Origin of the sequence: Corynebacterium sp. SCR221107, assembly GCF_027886475.1 — a bacterium.
Taxonomy (GTDB): Bacteria; Actinomycetota; Actinomycetes; order Mycobacteriales; family Mycobacteriaceae; genus Corynebacterium.
Genome location: NZ_CP115670.1, coordinates 2,598,006 through 2,615,237, shown reverse-complemented (window position 1 = coordinate 2,615,237; position 17,232 = coordinate 2,598,006). Strand labels below are relative to the sequence as shown.

The following is a 17,232-nucleotide window of genomic DNA, read 5'->3' as shown; positions in this document are numbered from 1 at the left end:
AGTATGAACCTAGATGTCGTACTCCGGCGCGGCGTGGGAGACCATCTCGTCCCACTCGACGATCTTCTTGCGCTCGCGGCCCTCGGCCTCGCCGAGCGCCTTCTCGGCGGCGTCGAGCTGGTGCCAGCCGTCCCAGGTGGTCACGGCGATGTTGCGGGAACGCAGGAAGTCGACCACGGCCTGCGGGTCGCGCTTTTTGGCCGGGGTGAGCTTGCCGGCCTGCCAGTCCTCGACGAGCATGCCGGTGGTCTCCTTGGCGTCGGACTTGGTGTTGCCAATCAGGCCCACGGGGCCGCGCTTGATCCAGCCGGTGGCATACAGACCCGGCACGATCTCACCGGCGGCATCGAGCACGTGGCCGCCGTCGTTGGGGATGACCGCCTTGTGGTCGTTGAAGGGCACGCCGGTGACCGGCTCCGAGCGATAACCCACCGCGCGGTAGACAGCCTGGACCGGCCAGTCGGTGAACTTGCCAGTGCCGCGGACGTTGCCGTCGCCGGTCAGCTCCGTGCGCTCGGTGCGCAGGCCAACCACCTTGCCGTCCTCGCCCAGGATCTCCACCGGGTTCTCGAACAGGTGGATGTAGAGCTTGTGCGGGGCGCCCTTGGGCTCGCGGATGGCGTAGCCCTCCAGGGTCTGGCAGACCAGGTCTTGGGACTTCGAGTCGCGGCGGGCCTGCTCGCTGGCGGCGTCGTAGTCGATGTCCTCGGGGTTGACGATGACCTCGATGGTGGGGGAGTGGTCGAGCTCCTTGAGCTCCATTGGGGTGAACTTCGCCTGGGCCGGGCCGCGGCGGCCGAAGACGTGGATCTCCTCGGCCTGGTTGGTCTTGAGCGTCTCGTAGACATTGTCCGGGATCTCGGTCACGTGCAGCTCGTCGCCGGTCTTGGCCAGGATGCGGGCGACGTCCAGGCCGACGTTGCCCACGCCAATCACGGCGACCTGCTTGGCGGACAGGTCCCAGGTGCGCTCGAAGTCCGGGTTGCCGTCGTAGAAGCCGACGAACTCGCCCGCGCCGAAGCTGCCCTCAAGGTCCGCGCCGGGGATGTTGAGGTTGCGGTCGCCGGTGGCGCCGGTGGAGAAGATGATGGCGTCGTAATACTCACGCATCTCGTCGATGGTGATGTCGTGGCTGACGTCGATGTTGCCCAGCAGGCGGATCTCCGGCTTGTCCAGCACGGCGTGCAGGGAGGCGATAATGCCCTTGATGCGCGGGTGATCCGGGGCCACGCCGTAGCGGATGAGGCCAAAGGGGGCGGGCATGCGCTCATACAAGTCGATGCTCACCTCCACGCCGGACTTAATAAGCAGGTCAGAGGCGTAGATGCCAGCCGGGCCTGCGCCGACAACGGCGACGCGCAACGGTGCGTTCATAAAGTGATCGATCCCTTAGGTCAAAAACGTATGTGCTTGCAAGTGTCCCAGCCGCAGGAAGACGTGGCTGGGCATGAATCAACCCTCCACTTTACGCCGTGTGTGCAGCGGTTACCAAGGTGCACACGTGCAGCGCGGAGGGCGAAAGGGCAACCTGTGGGGGTGGCGGCAGTGGGAACGTCGGCAAGCGCACACTTGTTAAGATTGCCAAGGGTGAAATAGCAATCTATGCATCTGTGGGCTATTCCACAGGGGGTGGAAAAATACGGAAATCACCTGCGGTTTCATCCGATGCATGGGGTGGTGTTTCCGAAAAGTGCAACCGGGGTTGCCTGAGTGCTGTTAAATCGCCACACAGCAGGTAGAGTTATGTGGTGAATCACAGCCCCGTGGCATATCGTGAGGCAACACACATGACTGTGCCCCCATGCTGGTGCCGCTCGCCGCGCAGGTGAGCGCTTGTTACGTGAAAGGACCTATTGAGCAGTGAGTGACTCCTCCGCAGCCCCCCGCGCCGTACTGCTAACGCGCGCTGGTCGAAACTTTGACGGTTTCGATATCGCCGGCTTCGCCGATCGCCTCGAAAGACCGGTCCGTGAGCTGGTCAATTCCAAGGCCGATCTTTCCACCATCCTGGCTGAAGACCCGCTCGCGGACGGACCCGCCCTGCTGGTTGGCACCGGCAACGTGAACTTTGACGCCAAGGCCGCATCCGCGCTCGGGGTTCCTTTGCTTTTGCTTGCCGACGGGCCCGGCATCCACATCGACCTCGCCTGTGAGGAGTGCAAGGCCCTAGGCTCCGTGGTGGCGGCCACCTTCACCGCGGAGGAGGCCACCACAGCAGAAGGGATGGAGCGCATCCGCGCCAGCCTTTCCTGCGATGTGGCCAAGGTCATGAGCGCCCCGCTGTTCGAACACTGGCTGCTCGATCGGGCCAAGGAGAAGGGCTCGCACATCGTGCTGCCGGAAGGCGACGACGACCGCATCCTCACCGCCGCCGACCAGCTTTTGGCCAAGGATATCTGCGAGCTGACCATCCTGGGAGACCCGGAGGCGATCACCGCCCGCGCCGCCGAGCTGGACCTGGACCTTTCCAAGGCGCACCTGAAGAACCCGGACACCGACCCGCAGGCCGAGGCCTTCGCCGAGGAGTTCGCCCGCCTGCGCAAGTCCAAGGGGGTCACCCTGGAGCAGGCGCGGGAGACCATGAAGGACATCTCCTACTACGCCACCATGATGATTCACCTGGGCCTAGCCGACGGCATGGTCTCCGGTGCCGCTCACACCACCGCGCACACCATCAAGCCGAGCTTCCAGATCATCAAGACCAAGCCCGGCACCTCCGTGGTCTCCTCGATCTTCCTCATGGTCATGCGCGGGCGGCTGTGGGCCTTCGGCGACTGTGCCGTCAACCCCAACCCGAACGCCGAGCAGCTCGCCGAGATCGCCATCGTCTCCGCGGAGACCGCCGCCCAATTCGGCATCGACCCGCGCGTGGCCATCCTGAGCTACTCCACCGGCACCTCCGGCACCGGACCCGATGTGGACCGCGCCGCCGAGGCCGTGCGCATCGCCAAGGAGCGCGCCCCGCAGCTCAAGCTGGACGGCCCGCTGCAGTTCGACGCCGCCGTCGATCCCGTGGTCGCTGCCAAGAAGATGCCGGAGTCCACGGTGGCAGGTCAAGCGAATGTATTCATCTTCCCCGACCTCGAGGCCGGCAATATCGGCTACAAGACCGCGCAGCGCACCGGCCACGCGCTGGCCGTAGGGCCCATCCTGCAGGGGCTGAACAAGCCGGTCAACGACCTTTCCCGCGGCGCCACCGTCGACGACATCGTCAACACCGTCGCCATCACCGCTATCCAGGCTGGAGGAAACTGATATGTCGCTCATCCTTGTTCTCAACTCCGGCTCCTCGTCGATCAAGTTTCAGCTGGTCGACCCCACCCAGCATGCCACCGACACCCCCTTCGCCTCCGGCCTGGTGGAGCAGATCGGCGAGCCGCAGGGCACGGTCACCCTCAAGCACAACGGCGAAAAGTACGTCACCCAGGCCCCGATCCCGGACCACTCCGCGGGCCTCGACATGGCTTTCGCGCTCATGGGCGAGCACGGCTGCGGCCCGCTGGACGTGGAGATCGAGGCCGTCGGCCACCGCGTGGTCCACGGCGGGCAGATCTTCTCTCAGCCGGAGCTGATCACCGACGAGATTGTCGAGTGGATCCGCGGGCTCATCCCGCTGGCCCCGCTGCACAACCCGGCCAACATCTCCGGCATCGAGGTCGCCCGCGAGATGCTTCCCGACATCCCCCATGTCGCCGTCTTCGACACCGGCTTCTTCCACGCGATGCCCCCTGCCGCCGCGCTGTACGCCATCGATAACGCCACGGCCGCCCAGCACGGCATCCGCCGCTACGGCTTCCACGGCACCAGCCACGAGTACGTCTCCCAGCACGTGCCCGCGCTGTTGGGCAAGGACCCGGCGAAGGTCAACCAGATCACCCTGCACCTGGGCAACGGCGCCTCGGCGGCGGCGATCCGCCACGGCCAGCCTGTGGACACCTCCATGGGCATGACCCCGCTGGCGGGCCTGGCCATGGGCACCCGCTCCGGCGACATCGACCCGGGCATCATCTTCCACCTGTACCGCACCGCGGGCATGAGCATCGACGACATCGACAACCTGCTCAACAAGCGCTCCGGTGTGAAGGGCATCGCCGGTGTCAACGACTTCCGCACGCTGCGCGAGATGATCCACAACGAGGACCAGGACGCCTGGCTGGCCTACAACGTCTACATCCACCAGCTGCGCCGCTTCATCGGCTCCTACCTGGTGGCCCTGGGACGCATCGACGCGATCACCTTCACCGCAGGCGTGGGCGAAAACGACCGCTTCGTGCGCGCCGATGCCCTGGCCGACCTGGAGAACTTCGGCATCCAGATCGACCCGGAGCGCAACGCCGCTCCGAACGACGGCCCCCGCGAGATCTCCACGGACAAGTCTCAGATCAAGGTCTTCGTGGTCCCCACCAACGAGGAACTGGCGATCGCCCGCAAGGCGAAGGCCATCGCCGACACGCTCGGCTAGGCAGTGCCATCACGCTCCTAGACATCACACCCTTAGACCCGTAACAACCCCCGCGGAAGTTACGGGTCTAGATTTTTGCCAAACGTTGTTTGGCCATTCGCGCGCACAGCGGCGGCAAAAGTGGCGTGGGCTTGCCAAAAGGGCGGATTTAACCCGAGAATTGTCGCGGCCGGTTTGTAAAGTAAACACGTGGACTCCCTATACCTGACCGCGTTGTTGTTCTCGATGATGGGTGGCATCGCGGCTTCCTTGCTGCGCCTGCCCCCGCTCATCGGCTTCCTCGGGGCAGGTTTTGCCGTGAGCGCGGTGGGGCTGGAAGAAATCCCCTTCATAGAAGTCATCGGCGAGCTGGGCGTGACCACCTTGCTGTTTACCATCGGGCTGCAACTCAGTCCCCGCGAGATCGCAGGGCTGCGGGTGGTCGGCTCGGCGGCCGGGCATGCGGTGGCCAATACGCTCATCTTCGCCGCCCTATTCGGGCTGGCCGGGCTCATGCCGCTGGTTCCGATCAGCGTGCTGGAGCCGAAGGCGCTGGCCTATGTGGGTATTGCCGCCTCCTTTTCCTCCACCGTGTTCGTCATGGCGCAGCTGGCGGAGCACAACCGCTCCTCCTCAGCGATCGGCCGCATCGCCATCGGGGTATTGGTGCTCCAGGACATCATGGCTGTCGGCGTCTTGGTCTTTTCCACCGGCAAGACCCCGCATGCCTGGGCCTTGCTGTTGCCGCTGTTGTTGCTGCTGCGCCCGCTGGTCACGCGCATGCCGGACCGGATGTTTCGCACTGAGATGCTGGTGATCACGGGCATTAGCATCGCGGTCAGCGCCTACTCCCTGTTCGAGCTCGCCGGTGTGTCCGGCTCCCTGGGCTCGCTCATCGCGGGGATCGTGTTGTCCGGGCATCCGATCGCGGAGCGTTTCTACGATGCGCTGATGAGCGTGCGCGAGTTGTTGTTGGTCGCCTTCTTCCTGGAGATCGGATTAGGCGGGCTTCCCGACGAGCGCGGCTTCGTCATCGCGGGCGTGCTCTTGCTGTTTCTGGTGGCCAAGGCCGCGATCTTCATGGTGATCTTGTTCAAGGTGGGCATGTCCGCGCGCACCTCGGCGCTGTCCGGGGTGACCTTGGCCAACTACTCGGAGTTTGGCCTCATCATCACCTCCGTGGCCGTGGGCAACGGGGTCCTTGACCCCAACTGGACGTCCGTGATGGCGATCGCGGTGGCGGGCAGCTTCGTCCTCGGCGCCGTATGCAGCGCCCAGGAGCAGCGCATCCTGCCACACCTCGTGCGACTGTTTCCCGATCGTCCCGTCGAAAGACTGGCCCCCGACGAGCGCCCGGTGCAGGTCACGGACGCCGATGCCCTCGTGTTGGGCATGGGGCGCGTGGGTGAGGGCGTGTACCACCGCCTGAAGGAGGAATACGGCCTCAACGTCTAATGCATCGAGTTCGACGAGGATCGCATCGCCGCGCTGCGCTTGGGCGGGCACCAGATCATCGCCGGTGACGTCACCGACATGGAGTTGTGGCGCAAGATCGAGTTCGACTCCCCGCCGCGGATGATCGTGGTGGCCTTGCCGCTGCACCACGCGGCGGTCAAGGTCCTGCGCCGCATCCGCGATCACAACACCCGCGCCATCATCGCCAGCACCACCCAGATCCGCGCGCACAATGAGGCGCTGCTGGAGGCTGGCGCCGACGTGACGGACTACCTCTACGACGGCGCCGGGGAGGAGTTGGCCGATCAAGCGGTGCAAGCTTTGATGCGACAAAAAGGGTGCTAATCAGCAGGTGACGCCCTTACAACCAAGGGGCCAGCTGCACCTGCGTAGGTTGGCTGTCGAAAAACTCGTAGTCGGCGAAGGATGGGCGGTGCTCCTTAGCAAATCTCCTTACTTCCGAATTACCAAAACCTTGCGCCTTCCCTACGCGCCGTGCCAACGCTAGTCCATACACCTTGGCTGCGCCGGCCTTGCGTAGGCGCAGTGTTGCTGATCGCATATGGTTGCCAGAAGTGTAGGTATCGTCAATGACGAGGACGTTGAAGCCTTCCCCGGAAATGCAGCTGGTGAAACTTTTTTCACTGACCTCATTTCTCATGGCCCTACCCGTTGGAAGGAGAACTTCGCTCACTGGCGGGCAATCCGGAATAGTCTCGGCAGTCTGCTGAACGAGAAGGAGTAGCGGGTGAGGTCCCTTCCTGCCGCTTAAGCTGGGGATCGTCGTGATGAGATCCACGTCAAACTTGTCGAGCGCCTCTTTGATCCCCAGGTTGGCGAGGGCACGAATTATGGACTTCAGGCTAGAGCCATCCACATTTTCGCTTTTGTATCTGGCCATAACAGCGGCCGATTGCTCGTCCTCGAAATTGTAAATGCCAAATCCGAGGTGTTCTGGAAAGGCCTCCTCTGAGGCTTGACCACATTGATAACAGATGTCATATTGGTTGGATTTCTTAGCGCCACGGCATCTTAAGCAACCAAACTCGGGGACCAAGATGGCAGGGAAGAGGAAATCCCTACGACTTTGCAGAAAACTCGTGGCATCCATCATCTGAGATCCTGGCCCTATCAAAACAAGGTCGGAACTTCTAGACGGGACTTGCGAGCTTCAATGGCTAACATGACGGCGTCATCGAGGCTCCTTGCTTCCTGAGCTTTACCTTGCTCTACTAACCTATTTGCCCACGCAACCGTGTTTCGCACACGGTTTGTTACTATCACTTTCCTGCCATGCTTGACTGCTGCGTGTGCCTGGTGCTTGGTACCAGAGTTCTCAGTTGCGGCCATGACGATGGTGGCTACCCCCAAGCCAGACATGACCGCGTTACGCATCGGGAAGTTGAACTTACGGACTGTACTTTGCGGTTCGAACTGCGAGAGCACAAGACCGCCCTCTGCCTCGACGCGTTTTTGAAGCAAACTGTTTTCTGGGGGATAAGTTTGATCCAATCCCGTTCCTACTACCGCGACAGTCCTGCCGCCCGCGTCCAAAGCACCTTCATGGGCTGCCGTGTCGACTCCTCGCGCCAATCCAGAAATAACTGGGATTCCCTGTCTCACCAAGGCCTGCGACAGCTCATAGCAAGCCAAGAGCGTGGAATCGTCTGCCGATCGGGAACCGACGATACTGACTCCTTTTTCTTCCGGGCTGAGAGTACCGCGATAGTAAAGTATCGCCGGTGCCTCTTTCACCTCCGTGAGCAAACGGGGGTAATCAGGATCGAGAATGCTAAGGAAAGAAATTCCACGGGAAGCCCATCTGTGGAGGTCCCAGGTGGCAGAGTCCGCCAGATCAATCCCATACTCTTGGAGCACCGCCATCGCATCGCCACACCGAAGAACCTCGTTGACCCGCTCGCTGAGGCTAAGTTCCAGATCGGCGCGGGTCAAGGAAAGAAGAGCCGGCAATTGCCGAGACTCCTCCGGCCGAAACTCAAGATCCGTGGCTGTAGTCATGGTGCAATTCTAGGTCTATCCGGAAAGCTGATGTTTTCCTTCGCTTCTGTTTTCTTCCTCGATGTTCGACAAAAGGTGCACATCGTTTGTTGGTTGGGGCAGCACTCTTTTTTAAAACCAGGTGGTCGGCCGCACCTTGTTCGCCATGTCCACCAGCTGGTAGCGGTGGTGAGCGTGGGTGGTCGAGCGGGCCAGGATGCGCAGGGACTCCGCCAATCCCGTGCGCAATCCCTCTTGGGAGAAGGGGTAATCAAACAGCTCGTTGGAGGAGGCTGATTCCTGCAGGTGAGAATCGCGCAACCACGTCAGGCCCGCATTGAGGATAGCGATGCGGATCTGCTGGAAGCGCGGCTCGTTGGTGGGGATCTCCTCGAGCCGGCGCGCCGCCCGGCGCACCCGTGATTCCGATAGCTGGCCGGTGAGCAGGTACAAGATCGCGGTCAGCTGCGCCATGCGGTGATGCCGCGAGGACTGCGGCACCCGGTCGAGCGCCTTGACCGCCAACTCAACCTGGTTTTCGGCGATGAGCTGGCGGGCCAGCCCGAAAGCGGAGGAGACGGTGGTGGGGTTGGTCGCCCAGATCAGGGCATAGAGGTACAAAGTCTTAAACCTCAAGGACGCCGGATCCTGGGAAAGCTTGTTCCACATGCCCGCGAAGGTATCCACCACATCGCCTCTGAGGCTCGCGGCGGCGATGGCGACCTCCGGCTTGAGCAGGCACTTGTCGGCGAGTCCTTGCTGCTGGAGGAGCATTTCCGAGACTGCGGCGCGCGCCAGCTTGGCCGCAGATTCCCCAGGAAGCAGGGTAAACACCCGATTGAAGTCCGCCTGTGCCGTGGGGTAGTCGTCGAGAAGCAAACTCGTGATGCCGGAATACCACTGGAAACGCCAATCTCTGCCCAGCTTGGGTTCCAAGGTCTTCAGCCACTCCCTGGCCTCGGAGGTAAAGCCCAGGTCCAACAGGGAACGAACCACACCCAAGGGGATCTCCTTGGAGTCGCGGAACTCGTCCTGGGCCATGGCCTGGCGCATCGTCTCCAACGCCTCCGACGGCTCGGTGTAGGAGGAACCGGAGATCATGATCGCGCCTGGGTCGTCGCGGTCGAGCAGCGGAACCGGCAAGGCGGCCACGATCTCGGGAGCGGTGATCCTTACCGAACGCTCGATGCCGTCGAGGAGCTGATCGGTGCGAAAGACCACGTGCTTGGTGCCATAGGTGGAACGCTGGGGGGAAAACAGCGAATGCTGCGCGGGAAATTGGCGCCCATAGCGCACAGCCAGATACTCGCGCAGCACGCCATAGAGCTGGGTTTCGATCTCACGCACGGAGCTAAACCGGCGCGCCGGGTCCGGGTCGGTGGCGCGCTTGAGCAGGCGGTAGAAGGACAGATACTGGGAAAACAGCGGCTCGGCCTCGGGTCCTGGAAGGCCCAGGTCATAGACGCCGTCGGTCACCGGCAGGTTCACCGTCAGCGCGGCCAGGGTGCGTCCAATGGTGTAGATGTCGCTGGCCACGCTCGGGCCCTTCGTGGCTACCTCCGGGGCCTGGAAGCCTTTGGTGCCAAAAATATAACCGTAGGCGTCGATGCCGGAGACCGCGCCGAGGTCGATGAGCTTGACCTGGTCCTCGGTGGCGATGATGTTGTCCGGCTTGAGGTCGTTGTAGACCACCCCGCGGGCGTGGAGGTACTCCAGCGCGGGCAGCACCTCGAGGATGTAGCCGATGGCGATGTCGATGGAGAACACGCCACCGGGCTGCTGCATCTTCAGATCCCGCAGCGAAGGGCCGGGGGCGTACTCCATGACGATGAGCCCGCCCGAGACGCGCTCGTCGTCGATGAAGTTGTAGCTTTTCACGATGCCCGGGTGGGTGATGTCGGCGAGGAACTCGCGCTCGGCGATGGCGGCGCCGTAGCCCTGGGAGTTGCTCATCATGCCTTTGAGCACGACCCTGCGGCCGGAGACGTTGCGGTCGTTGGCCAGGTAGATCCAGCCCATGCCGCCGTGGGCGATCACGCCCGCGATCTCGTATTGGTCGGCGACCACATCCCCGGGATGAAGGGCGGGTTCTTCCACCCCGGGGGGCTCCTTGGACGGGTCGCGCAGGGCGAGGTCTTCCGGGATGAGCGGGATAAACGGCAGCATGACCATGCCGTTGGCCACCGCGCGGGACTTGCGGGTGGTGCCGCGACGGGAGCGGAAGGTGGATAGCGCTTGCTCGCGGGCGCGGTTTCCTACCTCCTCTGGGGTGGGAGTGTGGGTGGCCGCATCTCTCGGGAGGGGGACGTCGATCTCGAGGAAGTCATCATCGTCATCGTCGGCGAAGGGGTCGAACATGACGGCGCCGGTGGCCTGGGATTCGGTTCCGCCGACGTTGGTGGGCACCAGCATGGAGGTGTCGGTGCGCACGCTGCCGTCGGAGAACATGCTTGGGGCGGTGGCTGGCGCGTCGTAGCGCAGGTGCTCGAGGTTGTGCAGGAGCGCGCGCAGGCTGGGGTCGGTGGGGGCCTGATCCTCGTCGCCTTCGTCGGCGAAGGGGTCATAGAAGACAGCCTGGGTGCCGGGGTTGCCGTCCGGGTGGTCGGGGTCTGGCAGCTTGTCGGCCATGGTGTCCTCCTTGGTGTGGTGTCTGTGTGCGATCCCCCGTGTGGGTCAGCGTGCCCACGAGGGTAGGTGCTTGCGTTAGTGAGGTGCTTGCTCCTCACGGTACGCGGCTGCCGGCGGTTGCTGCAGGGGCAGGTAGGGGCCGAACCAGTTGAGGTAGAGCCCGGCCCAGGTGCGGTCGGACGTGAGCCTTTCTAGCGTGGAGTTGACCTGCCGGATCAGCCCGTCGGTATCGTGCCGGGTGCCGGGCTTGGCGATGGCGATGCCGTAGCTTTCCGTGCCCAGGGGATCGCCGACAATCTCGGTGAAGGGGTCTTGGGCGACCATGCCGGACAAGATGGTGTCGTCGGAGATGATCGCTTGCACCTGGCCTTGTTGCAGCGCCACGAGGCAGTCGGCGGCGGAGTTAGCCACGAGGAGATCGGTCTCCGGGGCGCGGGCGCGGGTGCGCTGCTGCCCGGTGGAGCCGGAGGTAACACAGGCCGTGCCGCCCGCCAAGTCGTCGATGGAGTCGATGCCGGTATTTTTCTCCACGAGCATGCGGGTTTGCCCGGTGAGGTAGGAGGCGGAGAAGAACACCTGGTCTTGGCGGTCGCGGGTGATGGAGATGCCGCGGATGGCGAGGTCAATCTTCTCGTCCTCGATGGATTTGAGCCAGTTGCTGCTGTCGACGAAGCGGAACTCCACCTTGTTGGGGTCGCCGAAGATGTCCCTGGCGATCTGCCGGGCGATGTCTACCTCGAAGCCCTTGATCGCCCCGGTGGAGGGCTCGCGGAAGCTAAGCAGGTACTGAGACTGGTCGATGCCGACGATGAGCCTTCCCCTGGCCACGATCTCGGGCACGCGTTCTTCCGGGGTGCGCTCGTCGGGGCGCAGCGATCCCAAAAGCCCGGTGGTGATGACCTCCTCGGGTGCAACCGAGCCGGCCTTCTCAATGCTGGAGCCGTCCGGAAGCGGCAGGTAGGCCTGCGTTTCCTGGGCCGGTTCCGGTGCGGCCGGTTCGGGCTCGGCACAGCTTGTCAGAAGCAGCGCGGTGGCCGTCGTCAAGCAAGCTACACGCATAAGGCCTGCTGGCGAAACATACCGGTGAAAAGAGTGTCTGGTGCTCATTAGAGGTACTCCTGCAGCCTGGGGCGGATGCCTACCCACATAGAAATCACGGAGAGGAAGGACAAGATGAGCATCACCATGGACACAAACCGGGAGGCGTTGGCGCCCTTGTCGATATACGCGCGCAGGGTGGAGCGGGTATCACCGACCATGCTGGCGAGCTCATCATCCATCTTCGCGTAGGCGGTCGCTGAACTCTCACCTGCTTGCGTGGTGCCAACCCCGGCGGAGTCGATCCCTTGCCCCTCGCCGAGCGTCAACGTCAGCGCGGTGTCATAGTCTCCGTTATTGAGCGTTTCCACCAGTTGCATGTGGCTTGAGCGCCATTGCTCCAGTGCCAGCCGCGCGTTGGCCAGCTGCTGCGGGTTTTCACCCGTGTCGGCCAAAAAGGAGGCGTCGAAGGCATCGAGGGCGTCGTCGACTGCGTTGGCCGCCGTTGTGAACGTGCCCGCATCGTCTGCTTCACGACGAACCAAGGCGAGCGTTTCATCGGTACGCGCCTGCTGCGCCTGGATCCTCGCATTGGTCAGCATCTCCAGCGGCGCGGAGGCTTCCTCGTAGGCCTGCGAGCCGGTGCGCCAGGTGATCGCATTGGCGGTGGTGACCCAGGTGGTGATGAAAGCCATGAGGATGGTGGCGGTCAAAAATCCCCGATTGAGGCGGCGGTGGGTGACCTGCGCCAGCCACAACTGCGCCAGCACCAAAAAGCCCAGCGCGGCAAACATGCCCGACAACGGGATCCACAGCGGGGTGGTCAGCGAGCGCTGGCTGGTGACCACCTCCCGCGACATCATCGAATACAGTTCGTTGGCCGCGGGCAGGATCTCGTTGCGCATGAGCGCGTTGGCCTCGGACAGGTAGGCCACGCCCACGGGGTTGTCCTGGCGGTTATTCGCCCAGGCGGTCTCCACTAGGCCGGTGTAGGTGGGCAGCAGCTTATTGATCTTGGTGATAAGCGCGAGGGCGTGCTCGTTGTCGGTGGAGATACCCGAGGCAGTCTCGGCGGCCGCCGCGGCGGCATCCTGGTAGGCCAGGCTGTAGCGGGTGCGGGTGTATTCCGACTGCACCGACGAGCGCACAAACCCCACCGTCGCCGTGGTGTCCGCCAGCGACAAGGAGGTATAGAGGCGGTGGGCGGTAAAGCTCACCGGCTCCGTGTTATTCATCAAGGTCTCTAGGTCCGCGCGGCGTTGCGCGGAGGTCTGTGACATGGAGATTCCTGCGGCGATGACGGCCATGGAGACCACTACGACCATCAGCGTCATCCGCCCCGGGGTGGTGCGCAGGAAGCGGCCGAAGCGCAGCGCCCACTCCACCGGCATGGTGATGGAGTCGTGCCAGAGCTCTTGCCAGAAGTTGCGTCTTGCTTGCCGACGTTCCGAGATGCGATCCATCCAATTGTCTTCGGCATTGGTGGGCACCGCACGCACCGGGCTCAAGGTGTGCAGGATGAAGTCCCCGGTGGGCGTGCCCACACCGGGGCTGAAGCTATTGCGGTCCTCGCGGGAAACGCGCTGACCGTACTCCACGTCCTCCGCATCCTCGGGGATATCGGGTATTGCAGGCATCTCGGGCATGTATTTATAGCCTTGGCTGAATTAAAAGGTGCGTTAATAGGTTCTCACCAAGCATATCGCGGTGGCTTTGTCGTGGGCAGCTTATGCTAAAGGTATGTCTGGAATCGAAAGTCTTCACTCGGCTAGCCACGGCGAGGGGTGGGCGGCAGGGCCCGGCGGTACCCGCATGTGGGGACGCCACGGCGCCGCCGGACTCGCCCTCGTGGCCCGGGCTGGCGATTCCTGGACGATCCTCATGCAGCACCGCGCCGCGTGGACCTCGCACGGGGACACCTGGGCGCTGCCCGGTGGTGCGCGGGAGGCGAGCGAGGATGCCCGCCAGGCCGCCGGGCGCGAGGTCGCAGAAGAGACTGAAATTTACCCCGACTCCTATGAAGTCTTGGGGCAAGCGGTCACGGCGGGCCCGTTTCCGGCCGATCCCGACCGCCCGGAGCTTGCCGGGCAGTGGACCTACACCACCGTTTTCGCACGCGCACCGCATCAGTTGGAAACCCATCCCAACGAGGAGTCCCACGAGCTGCGCTGGGTCGCCTTAGACGAGGTGGCGCAGTTGAAGCTCATGCCGGCGTTCGCGGCCTCGTGGCCTAAGGTCAAACAGCTGTTGCTCGACTACCTCAATTAAGGAACCCGGCTCTCCAAGGCACCAGGGGCGAAAATATGTCACACTGGTTGGCATGATTGAAGTGCGTGGATTGACAAAACAATACGGTGCCGTGCGCGCCGTGGATGACATCACCTTTGACGTCAAACCCGGAGTGGTCACAGGATTCTTAGGACCCAACGGGGCCGGGAAGTCCACCACCATGCGCATGATCGTCGGCCTCGATAATCCCACAGCGGGCACCGCCACCATCGGCGGCACCGCCTACCGCAAGCTGAAGAACCCGCTGCGCACCGTCGGCGCGCTGCTCGATGCCAAGGCGGTCCACCCCAACCGCTCGGCGGCCAATCACCTGAAATGGATCGCTCAGACCAACGGTATTCCCACCACCCGTGTCGACGAGGTCTTAGAACTCGTGGGTCTGACTAGTGTTGCCTCGAAGAAGGCGGGCGGTTTCTCCCTCGGTATGGGCCAGCGCCTCGGCCTGGCGGCCGCCTTGATGGGGGATCCGGAGGTGCTCATCCTCGACGAGCCGGTCAACGGCCTTGACCCGGAGGGCATTCGCTGGGTGCGCGAGTTCCTGCGCTCGCTTGCCCAGCAGGGCCGCACCGTGCTGGTCAGCTCCCACCTGCTTTCCGAGATGGCACAGACCGCCGACGAACTGGTGGTCATCGGCCGCGGCAAGCTGGTGGCTCACGCCTCCACCTACGACTTCATCCGCGAGCACGCCAGCACCTCCGTGGTGGTGCGCGCCGACAACCTCGAGGGGCTCCACGCCGCTTTGCAGGCCAGCGGGATCGAGTCGGCCATCGGCGTCGACGAGGAACAGCGCCCTACCCTTACGGTGATGGAGCGTACTTCCGACGAGATCGGCGCGATTGCCTTCGACAAGGGAATCAAGCTCGCCCTTCTCGAACAGCGCCACGCCTCCCTGGAGGAGGCCTTCATGCGGCTGACCGGGGACGCAGTCCAGTATCAATCCACCGTTGCCCCTGGTGCCCACCGCGCAGGTTAGAAGAATAGTTTAAGGATTAGGTGTTCATCGTGTTTTTCAATACCCTTCGCGCGGAGTGGACCAAGCTCTACACCACCAAGGCCTTGTGGTGGACCAGCGCGCTGATCGTGTTCTTCGGCTTGCTGCTGGCGTTTTTCGCCGGCAAGAACGTGGAACAGTCCTTCATGGGCTATAGCGTGCTCTCGGCCTCGAACGTGGTCTCGGGCGTGGCCGGCATTTCCATCATTGTGGTGGCTATTCAGGCGATCATGGTGGTGACCGCGGAATATCGCCACAAGTATCAGTCGGTCACCTTCATGGCCACCCCGAACCGCCACGTGGTGGCGGCGGCCAAGTTGGCGCTTTACGGGCTGCTGTCCGCCGCCTTGACGTTTGTGACCGTCATCGTGTGCTTCTACCTGGCCAAGATGGTGGCCACCCCGGAACAATCTAAGACCCTAGACGTGTGGAATGACGATATCGCGTTGCGCATCATGTGGGTATATCCCCTGGTCAGCTTCCTGCTCACCGTCTTCGCCCAGGGTATCGCCTTCATCGTGCGGCAGACCGCAGGTGCGATGGCGTTGGTGCTGATATGGATGACCACCCTGGAGGGTGTGGGCTCGCTGATCCCGAAGGTGGGCGAGTACGTCCAAAAGTACGGCCCGTTTACCAACATGAACGCATTCATCTTAAATAGCCCCATTGACGATGCCTCCTGGGGGGTCAATGGTTCCGGCTGGTACTTCGCGGCCTGGGTCGTAGCCCTCTATGCGATCGGCCAGGTGTTGCTGGCAAAGCGCGACGCCTAGCCGGGTCCACCATCCCACCCCGACAATCGAGAGGGTGCCCAAGCTTTTTGGCTTCGGCACCCTCTTTTTCATGGATGGCTTTGGCCTGGCCGCGGAGGCTTCACATTTGCGGTCGAAAGGAAACCGTCGAAAAGGCGTCCAAAAATACCCTGAGGGGGTATAAAATCCGGGCCTATTCGACCACGCCTATTCGACCGCAAATGTGAAGCCCTTAGGGAGGTGGGCACGTGGGAACGCGGGCACGTGAAGCCCACACTGGATCTGCCTAAGCAAACCGGATAATGAGGTATGGGAGCACCCAGGCGATGAGCAACATGAGCGCGATGCCCATGATGGGGTGGCGGGAAAATGAGGCAGCGCAGTGATCGGCAAGCCAGGCGATGAAGTGGCGCAGGAAGGGCAACAGCAGCACAAGAAGGGTGCCGGTGAGGTTGAACAGCAGGTGCACCAGGGCCACGTGCAGGGCTAGCGCGCCTGTTTGATCGTCAATGCCCAGCGCCACCAAGATGCCGGTGAGGGTGGTGCCGATGTTGGCGCCCATGACTATCGGCATGACCGCCGGGCGATACAGCGAGCCGGTGGCTCGGGCGGTGGCGGTGGCGGTGACGGTGGCTGAGGAAAAGCCGGTGGCCATCGTGGCGCCGACGCCCAACGTGAGGCCAGCGACGTCGGAAAGCCCACCGCTGCGCGCAAGGATGGGGAAGCCGGTGCCGCGAACGAGGGCATGGAAGCGCTCCTGCAATGCCTTCATTGCAACTACGGTGAGCACGCACCCGCCGATCAATTCCACCCACATTAACCCGGAGTTCATGGTCAGCTGTTGGCCCCAGTAATGGACGGAAAGCGTCTGGAGAATCTGCTCGGAGGCAACAAAGGCGTTGACTGGTTGAACCAGCCGGGAGGCGATCTTTGACAACGGATGAAATAGCAGCTCGATGGGCAGGAGGCTTGCAACGCCCAAAATGTTGAACCACACATGGGTAAAAACCACCTGGTAGGCGCGGCGGGAATGGCGGCGCTTGTGGCGGCCACTGATCCACAAGGCCAAGATCATCGGGGTGAAGGTGGTGGCGATGTTCGCGCCGAACACCGCCGGGATCGACTCCTGCGGGGAAATCAGCCCCATCGCGGTGCTGTAGACCAAGCCCACGGTGACCGCGGAGGACGACTGCAGCAAGGTGGTGGCCAGCATGCCGGCGGCCAGCGCCTTGAAGGAGGACATCTCGCTGGTGTTAATGAAGGCCTGGACGGCAGGAAAAAGCGTGGCCAGGGAGTCGACGACGAAATGCAGGCCGAAGGCCATGCAGACGAACATGGCTAGGATGGCCACCCAGTTGGCGGCCGCGCCTTGCCGGGTCCATGCAACCTGGCCTTTGAGCTCGGCCGGGTCGATGTCGATGACATCGCCGTGCTCACCGTGGATGATATCCGCGGATTGCTCGGGGGCATGGGGGTCAAGAGCCTCGGTCCGCGACGTCGAATACGACATGAATACCTGCTCCTTTCTGCCCGAATTGCCCTTGAGTGAGCATGCTTTCCGACGTCCACCGCGGCCGTAGGAACCGGGCACGGCTGCCGTGTGTCGGCGGGGTTGGAAAAGCGATTGCCTATTGATTCAA

General features: G+C 63.0%; 12 protein-coding genes and 1 pseudogene. 6 read left to right on the top strand and 7 right to left on the bottom strand.

All coding sequences use genetic code 11. The annotated features are described in order from the left end of the window. Positions 1-9: 9 nt before the first annotated feature. Positions 10-1,374 (bottom strand): FAD-dependent oxidoreductase, encoded by a 1,365-nt coding sequence (locus tag PAB09_RS11435; protein ID WP_271033771.1) that lies wholly within the window; start codon positions 1,372-1,374, stop codon positions 10-12. A 486-nt stretch (positions 1,375-1,860) separates the two neighbouring features. Here PAB09_RS11435 and pta point away from each other — a divergent pair, with 486 nt between their 5' ends. The 3 genes and pseudogenes from pta (at position 1,861) to PAB09_RS11420 (ending at position 6,241) form a co-directional block, all read left to right on the top strand. Further along, positions 1,861-3,255 (top strand): phosphate acetyltransferase, encoded by a 1,395-nt coding sequence (gene pta, locus PAB09_RS11430; RefSeq protein WP_271033770.1) that lies wholly within the window; start codon positions 1,861-1,863, stop codon positions 3,253-3,255. Position 3,256: 1 nt separating this feature from the next. Further along, positions 3,257-4,462: an acetate kinase gene (locus tag PAB09_RS11425; RefSeq protein ID WP_271033769.1), complete on the top strand. Its 1,206-nt coding sequence runs from the start codon at positions 3,257-3,259 to the stop codon at positions 4,460-4,462. A 189-nt stretch (positions 4,463-4,651) separates the two neighbouring features. Then, a pseudogene (locus PAB09_RS11420) lies at positions 4,652-6,241 on the top strand (cation:proton antiporter domain-containing protein). A 16-nt stretch (positions 6,242-6,257) separates the two neighbouring features. Here the strand turns inward: PAB09_RS11420 and PAB09_RS11410 are convergent. The 5 genes from PAB09_RS11410 to PAB09_RS11390 all read right to left on the bottom strand — a co-directional run bounded on the left by PAB09_RS11410 (position 6,258) and on the right by PAB09_RS11390 (position 13,206). Continuing rightward, positions 6,258-7,010, bottom strand: coding sequence for a ComF family protein (locus tag PAB09_RS11410; protein WP_271033766.1), 753 nt, complete (start codon positions 7,008-7,010; stop codon positions 6,258-6,260). A 17-nt stretch (positions 7,011-7,027) separates the two neighbouring features. Then, positions 7,028-7,915: a DNA-processing protein DprA gene (locus tag PAB09_RS11405; RefSeq protein WP_271033765.1), complete on the bottom strand. Its 888-nt coding sequence runs from the start codon at positions 7,913-7,915 to the stop codon at positions 7,028-7,030. A 111-nt stretch (positions 7,916-8,026) separates the two neighbouring features. Beyond that, entirely contained in the window at positions 8,027-10,306 is a 2,280-nt protein-coding gene (locus tag PAB09_RS11400; protein ID WP_271035384.1) for a serine/threonine protein kinase, read from the bottom strand. A gap of 291 nt (positions 10,307-10,597) precedes the next feature. Next, positions 10,598-11,629, bottom strand: coding sequence for a glutamate ABC transporter substrate-binding protein (locus tag PAB09_RS11395; protein WP_271033764.1), 1,032 nt, complete (start codon positions 11,627-11,629; stop codon positions 10,598-10,600). Beyond that, a complete protein-coding gene (locus PAB09_RS11390; protein ID WP_271033763.1) occupies positions 11,629-13,206 on the bottom strand; it encodes a phenol hydroxylase in 1,578 nt (525 codons plus the stop codon). Before PAB09_RS11390 ends, PAB09_RS11395 begins: the two co-directional genes overlap by 1 nt. Before the next feature lie 94 nt (positions 13,207-13,300). Between PAB09_RS11390 and PAB09_RS11385 the strand changes: the two genes are divergently transcribed. From PAB09_RS11385 to PAB09_RS11375, 3 genes are read left to right on the top strand one after another with little or no spacing between them, the layout of a single operon-like run. Next, on the top strand, positions 13,301-13,828 hold the full coding sequence (locus PAB09_RS11385) for an NUDIX domain-containing protein (protein ID WP_271033762.1): 528 nt from the start codon (positions 13,301-13,303) through the stop codon (positions 13,826-13,828). Positions 13,829-13,880: 52 nt separating this feature from the next. Then, positions 13,881-14,822, top strand: a complete 942-nt coding sequence (locus tag PAB09_RS11380) for an ABC transporter ATP-binding protein (protein ID WP_271033761.1) — start codon at positions 13,881-13,883, stop codon at positions 14,820-14,822. Positions 14,823-14,851: 29 nt separating this feature from the next. Then, positions 14,852-15,613, top strand: a complete 762-nt coding sequence (locus PAB09_RS11375) for a multidrug ABC transporter permease (RefSeq protein WP_271033760.1) — start codon at positions 14,852-14,854, stop codon at positions 15,611-15,613. 265 nt (positions 15,614-15,878) lie between these two features. Here the strand turns inward: PAB09_RS11375 and PAB09_RS11370 are convergent, their stop codons facing one another. Further along, positions 15,879-17,102 carry a hypothetical protein gene (locus tag PAB09_RS11370; RefSeq protein WP_271033759.1) on the bottom strand — a complete coding sequence of 408 codons (1,224 nt, stop codon included), beginning with the start codon at positions 17,100-17,102 and terminating at the stop codon, positions 15,879-15,881. Between the last annotated feature and the right edge of the window lie 130 nt (positions 17,103-17,232).

What these genes read in the sequence shown, in the direction of transcription:
- PAB09_RS11435 (WP_271033771.1), bottom strand. Translation starts at nt 1,374, where the DNA reads ATGAACGCACCGTTGCGCGTCGCCGTTGTCGGCGCAGGCCCGGCTGGC.
- PAB09_RS11425 (WP_271033769.1), top strand. Translation starts at nt 3,257, where the DNA reads ATGTCGCTCATCCTTGTTCTCAACTCCGGCTCCTCGTCGATCAAGTTT.
- PAB09_RS11410 (WP_271033766.1), bottom strand. Translation starts at nt 7,010, where the DNA reads ATGATGGATGCCACGAGTTTTCTGCAAAGTCGTAGGGATTTCCTCTTC.
- PAB09_RS11405 (WP_271033765.1), bottom strand. Translation starts at nt 7,915, where the DNA reads ATGACTACAGCCACGGATCTTGAGTTTCGGCCGGAGGAGTCTCGGCAA.
- PAB09_RS11400 (WP_271035384.1), bottom strand. Translation starts at nt 10,306, where the DNA reads ATGCTGGTGCCCACCAACGTCGGCGGAACCGAATCCCAGGCCACCGGC.
- PAB09_RS11395 (WP_271033764.1), bottom strand. Translation starts at nt 11,629, where the DNA reads ATGAGCACCAGACACTCTTTTCACCGGTATGTTTCGCCAGCAGGCCTT.
- PAB09_RS11390 (WP_271033763.1), bottom strand. Translation starts at nt 13,206, where the DNA reads ATGCCCGAGATGCCTGCAATACCCGATATCCCCGAGGATGCGGAGGAC.
- PAB09_RS11385 (WP_271033762.1), top strand. Translation starts at nt 13,301, where the DNA reads ATGTCTGGAATCGAAAGTCTTCACTCGGCTAGCCACGGCGAGGGGTGG.
- PAB09_RS11380 (WP_271033761.1), top strand. Translation starts at nt 13,881, where the DNA reads ATGATTGAAGTGCGTGGATTGACAAAACAATACGGTGCCGTGCGCGCC.
- PAB09_RS11370 (WP_271033759.1), bottom strand. Translation starts at nt 17,102, where the DNA reads ATGTCGTATTCGACGTCGCGGACCGAGGCTCTTGACCCCCATGCCCCC.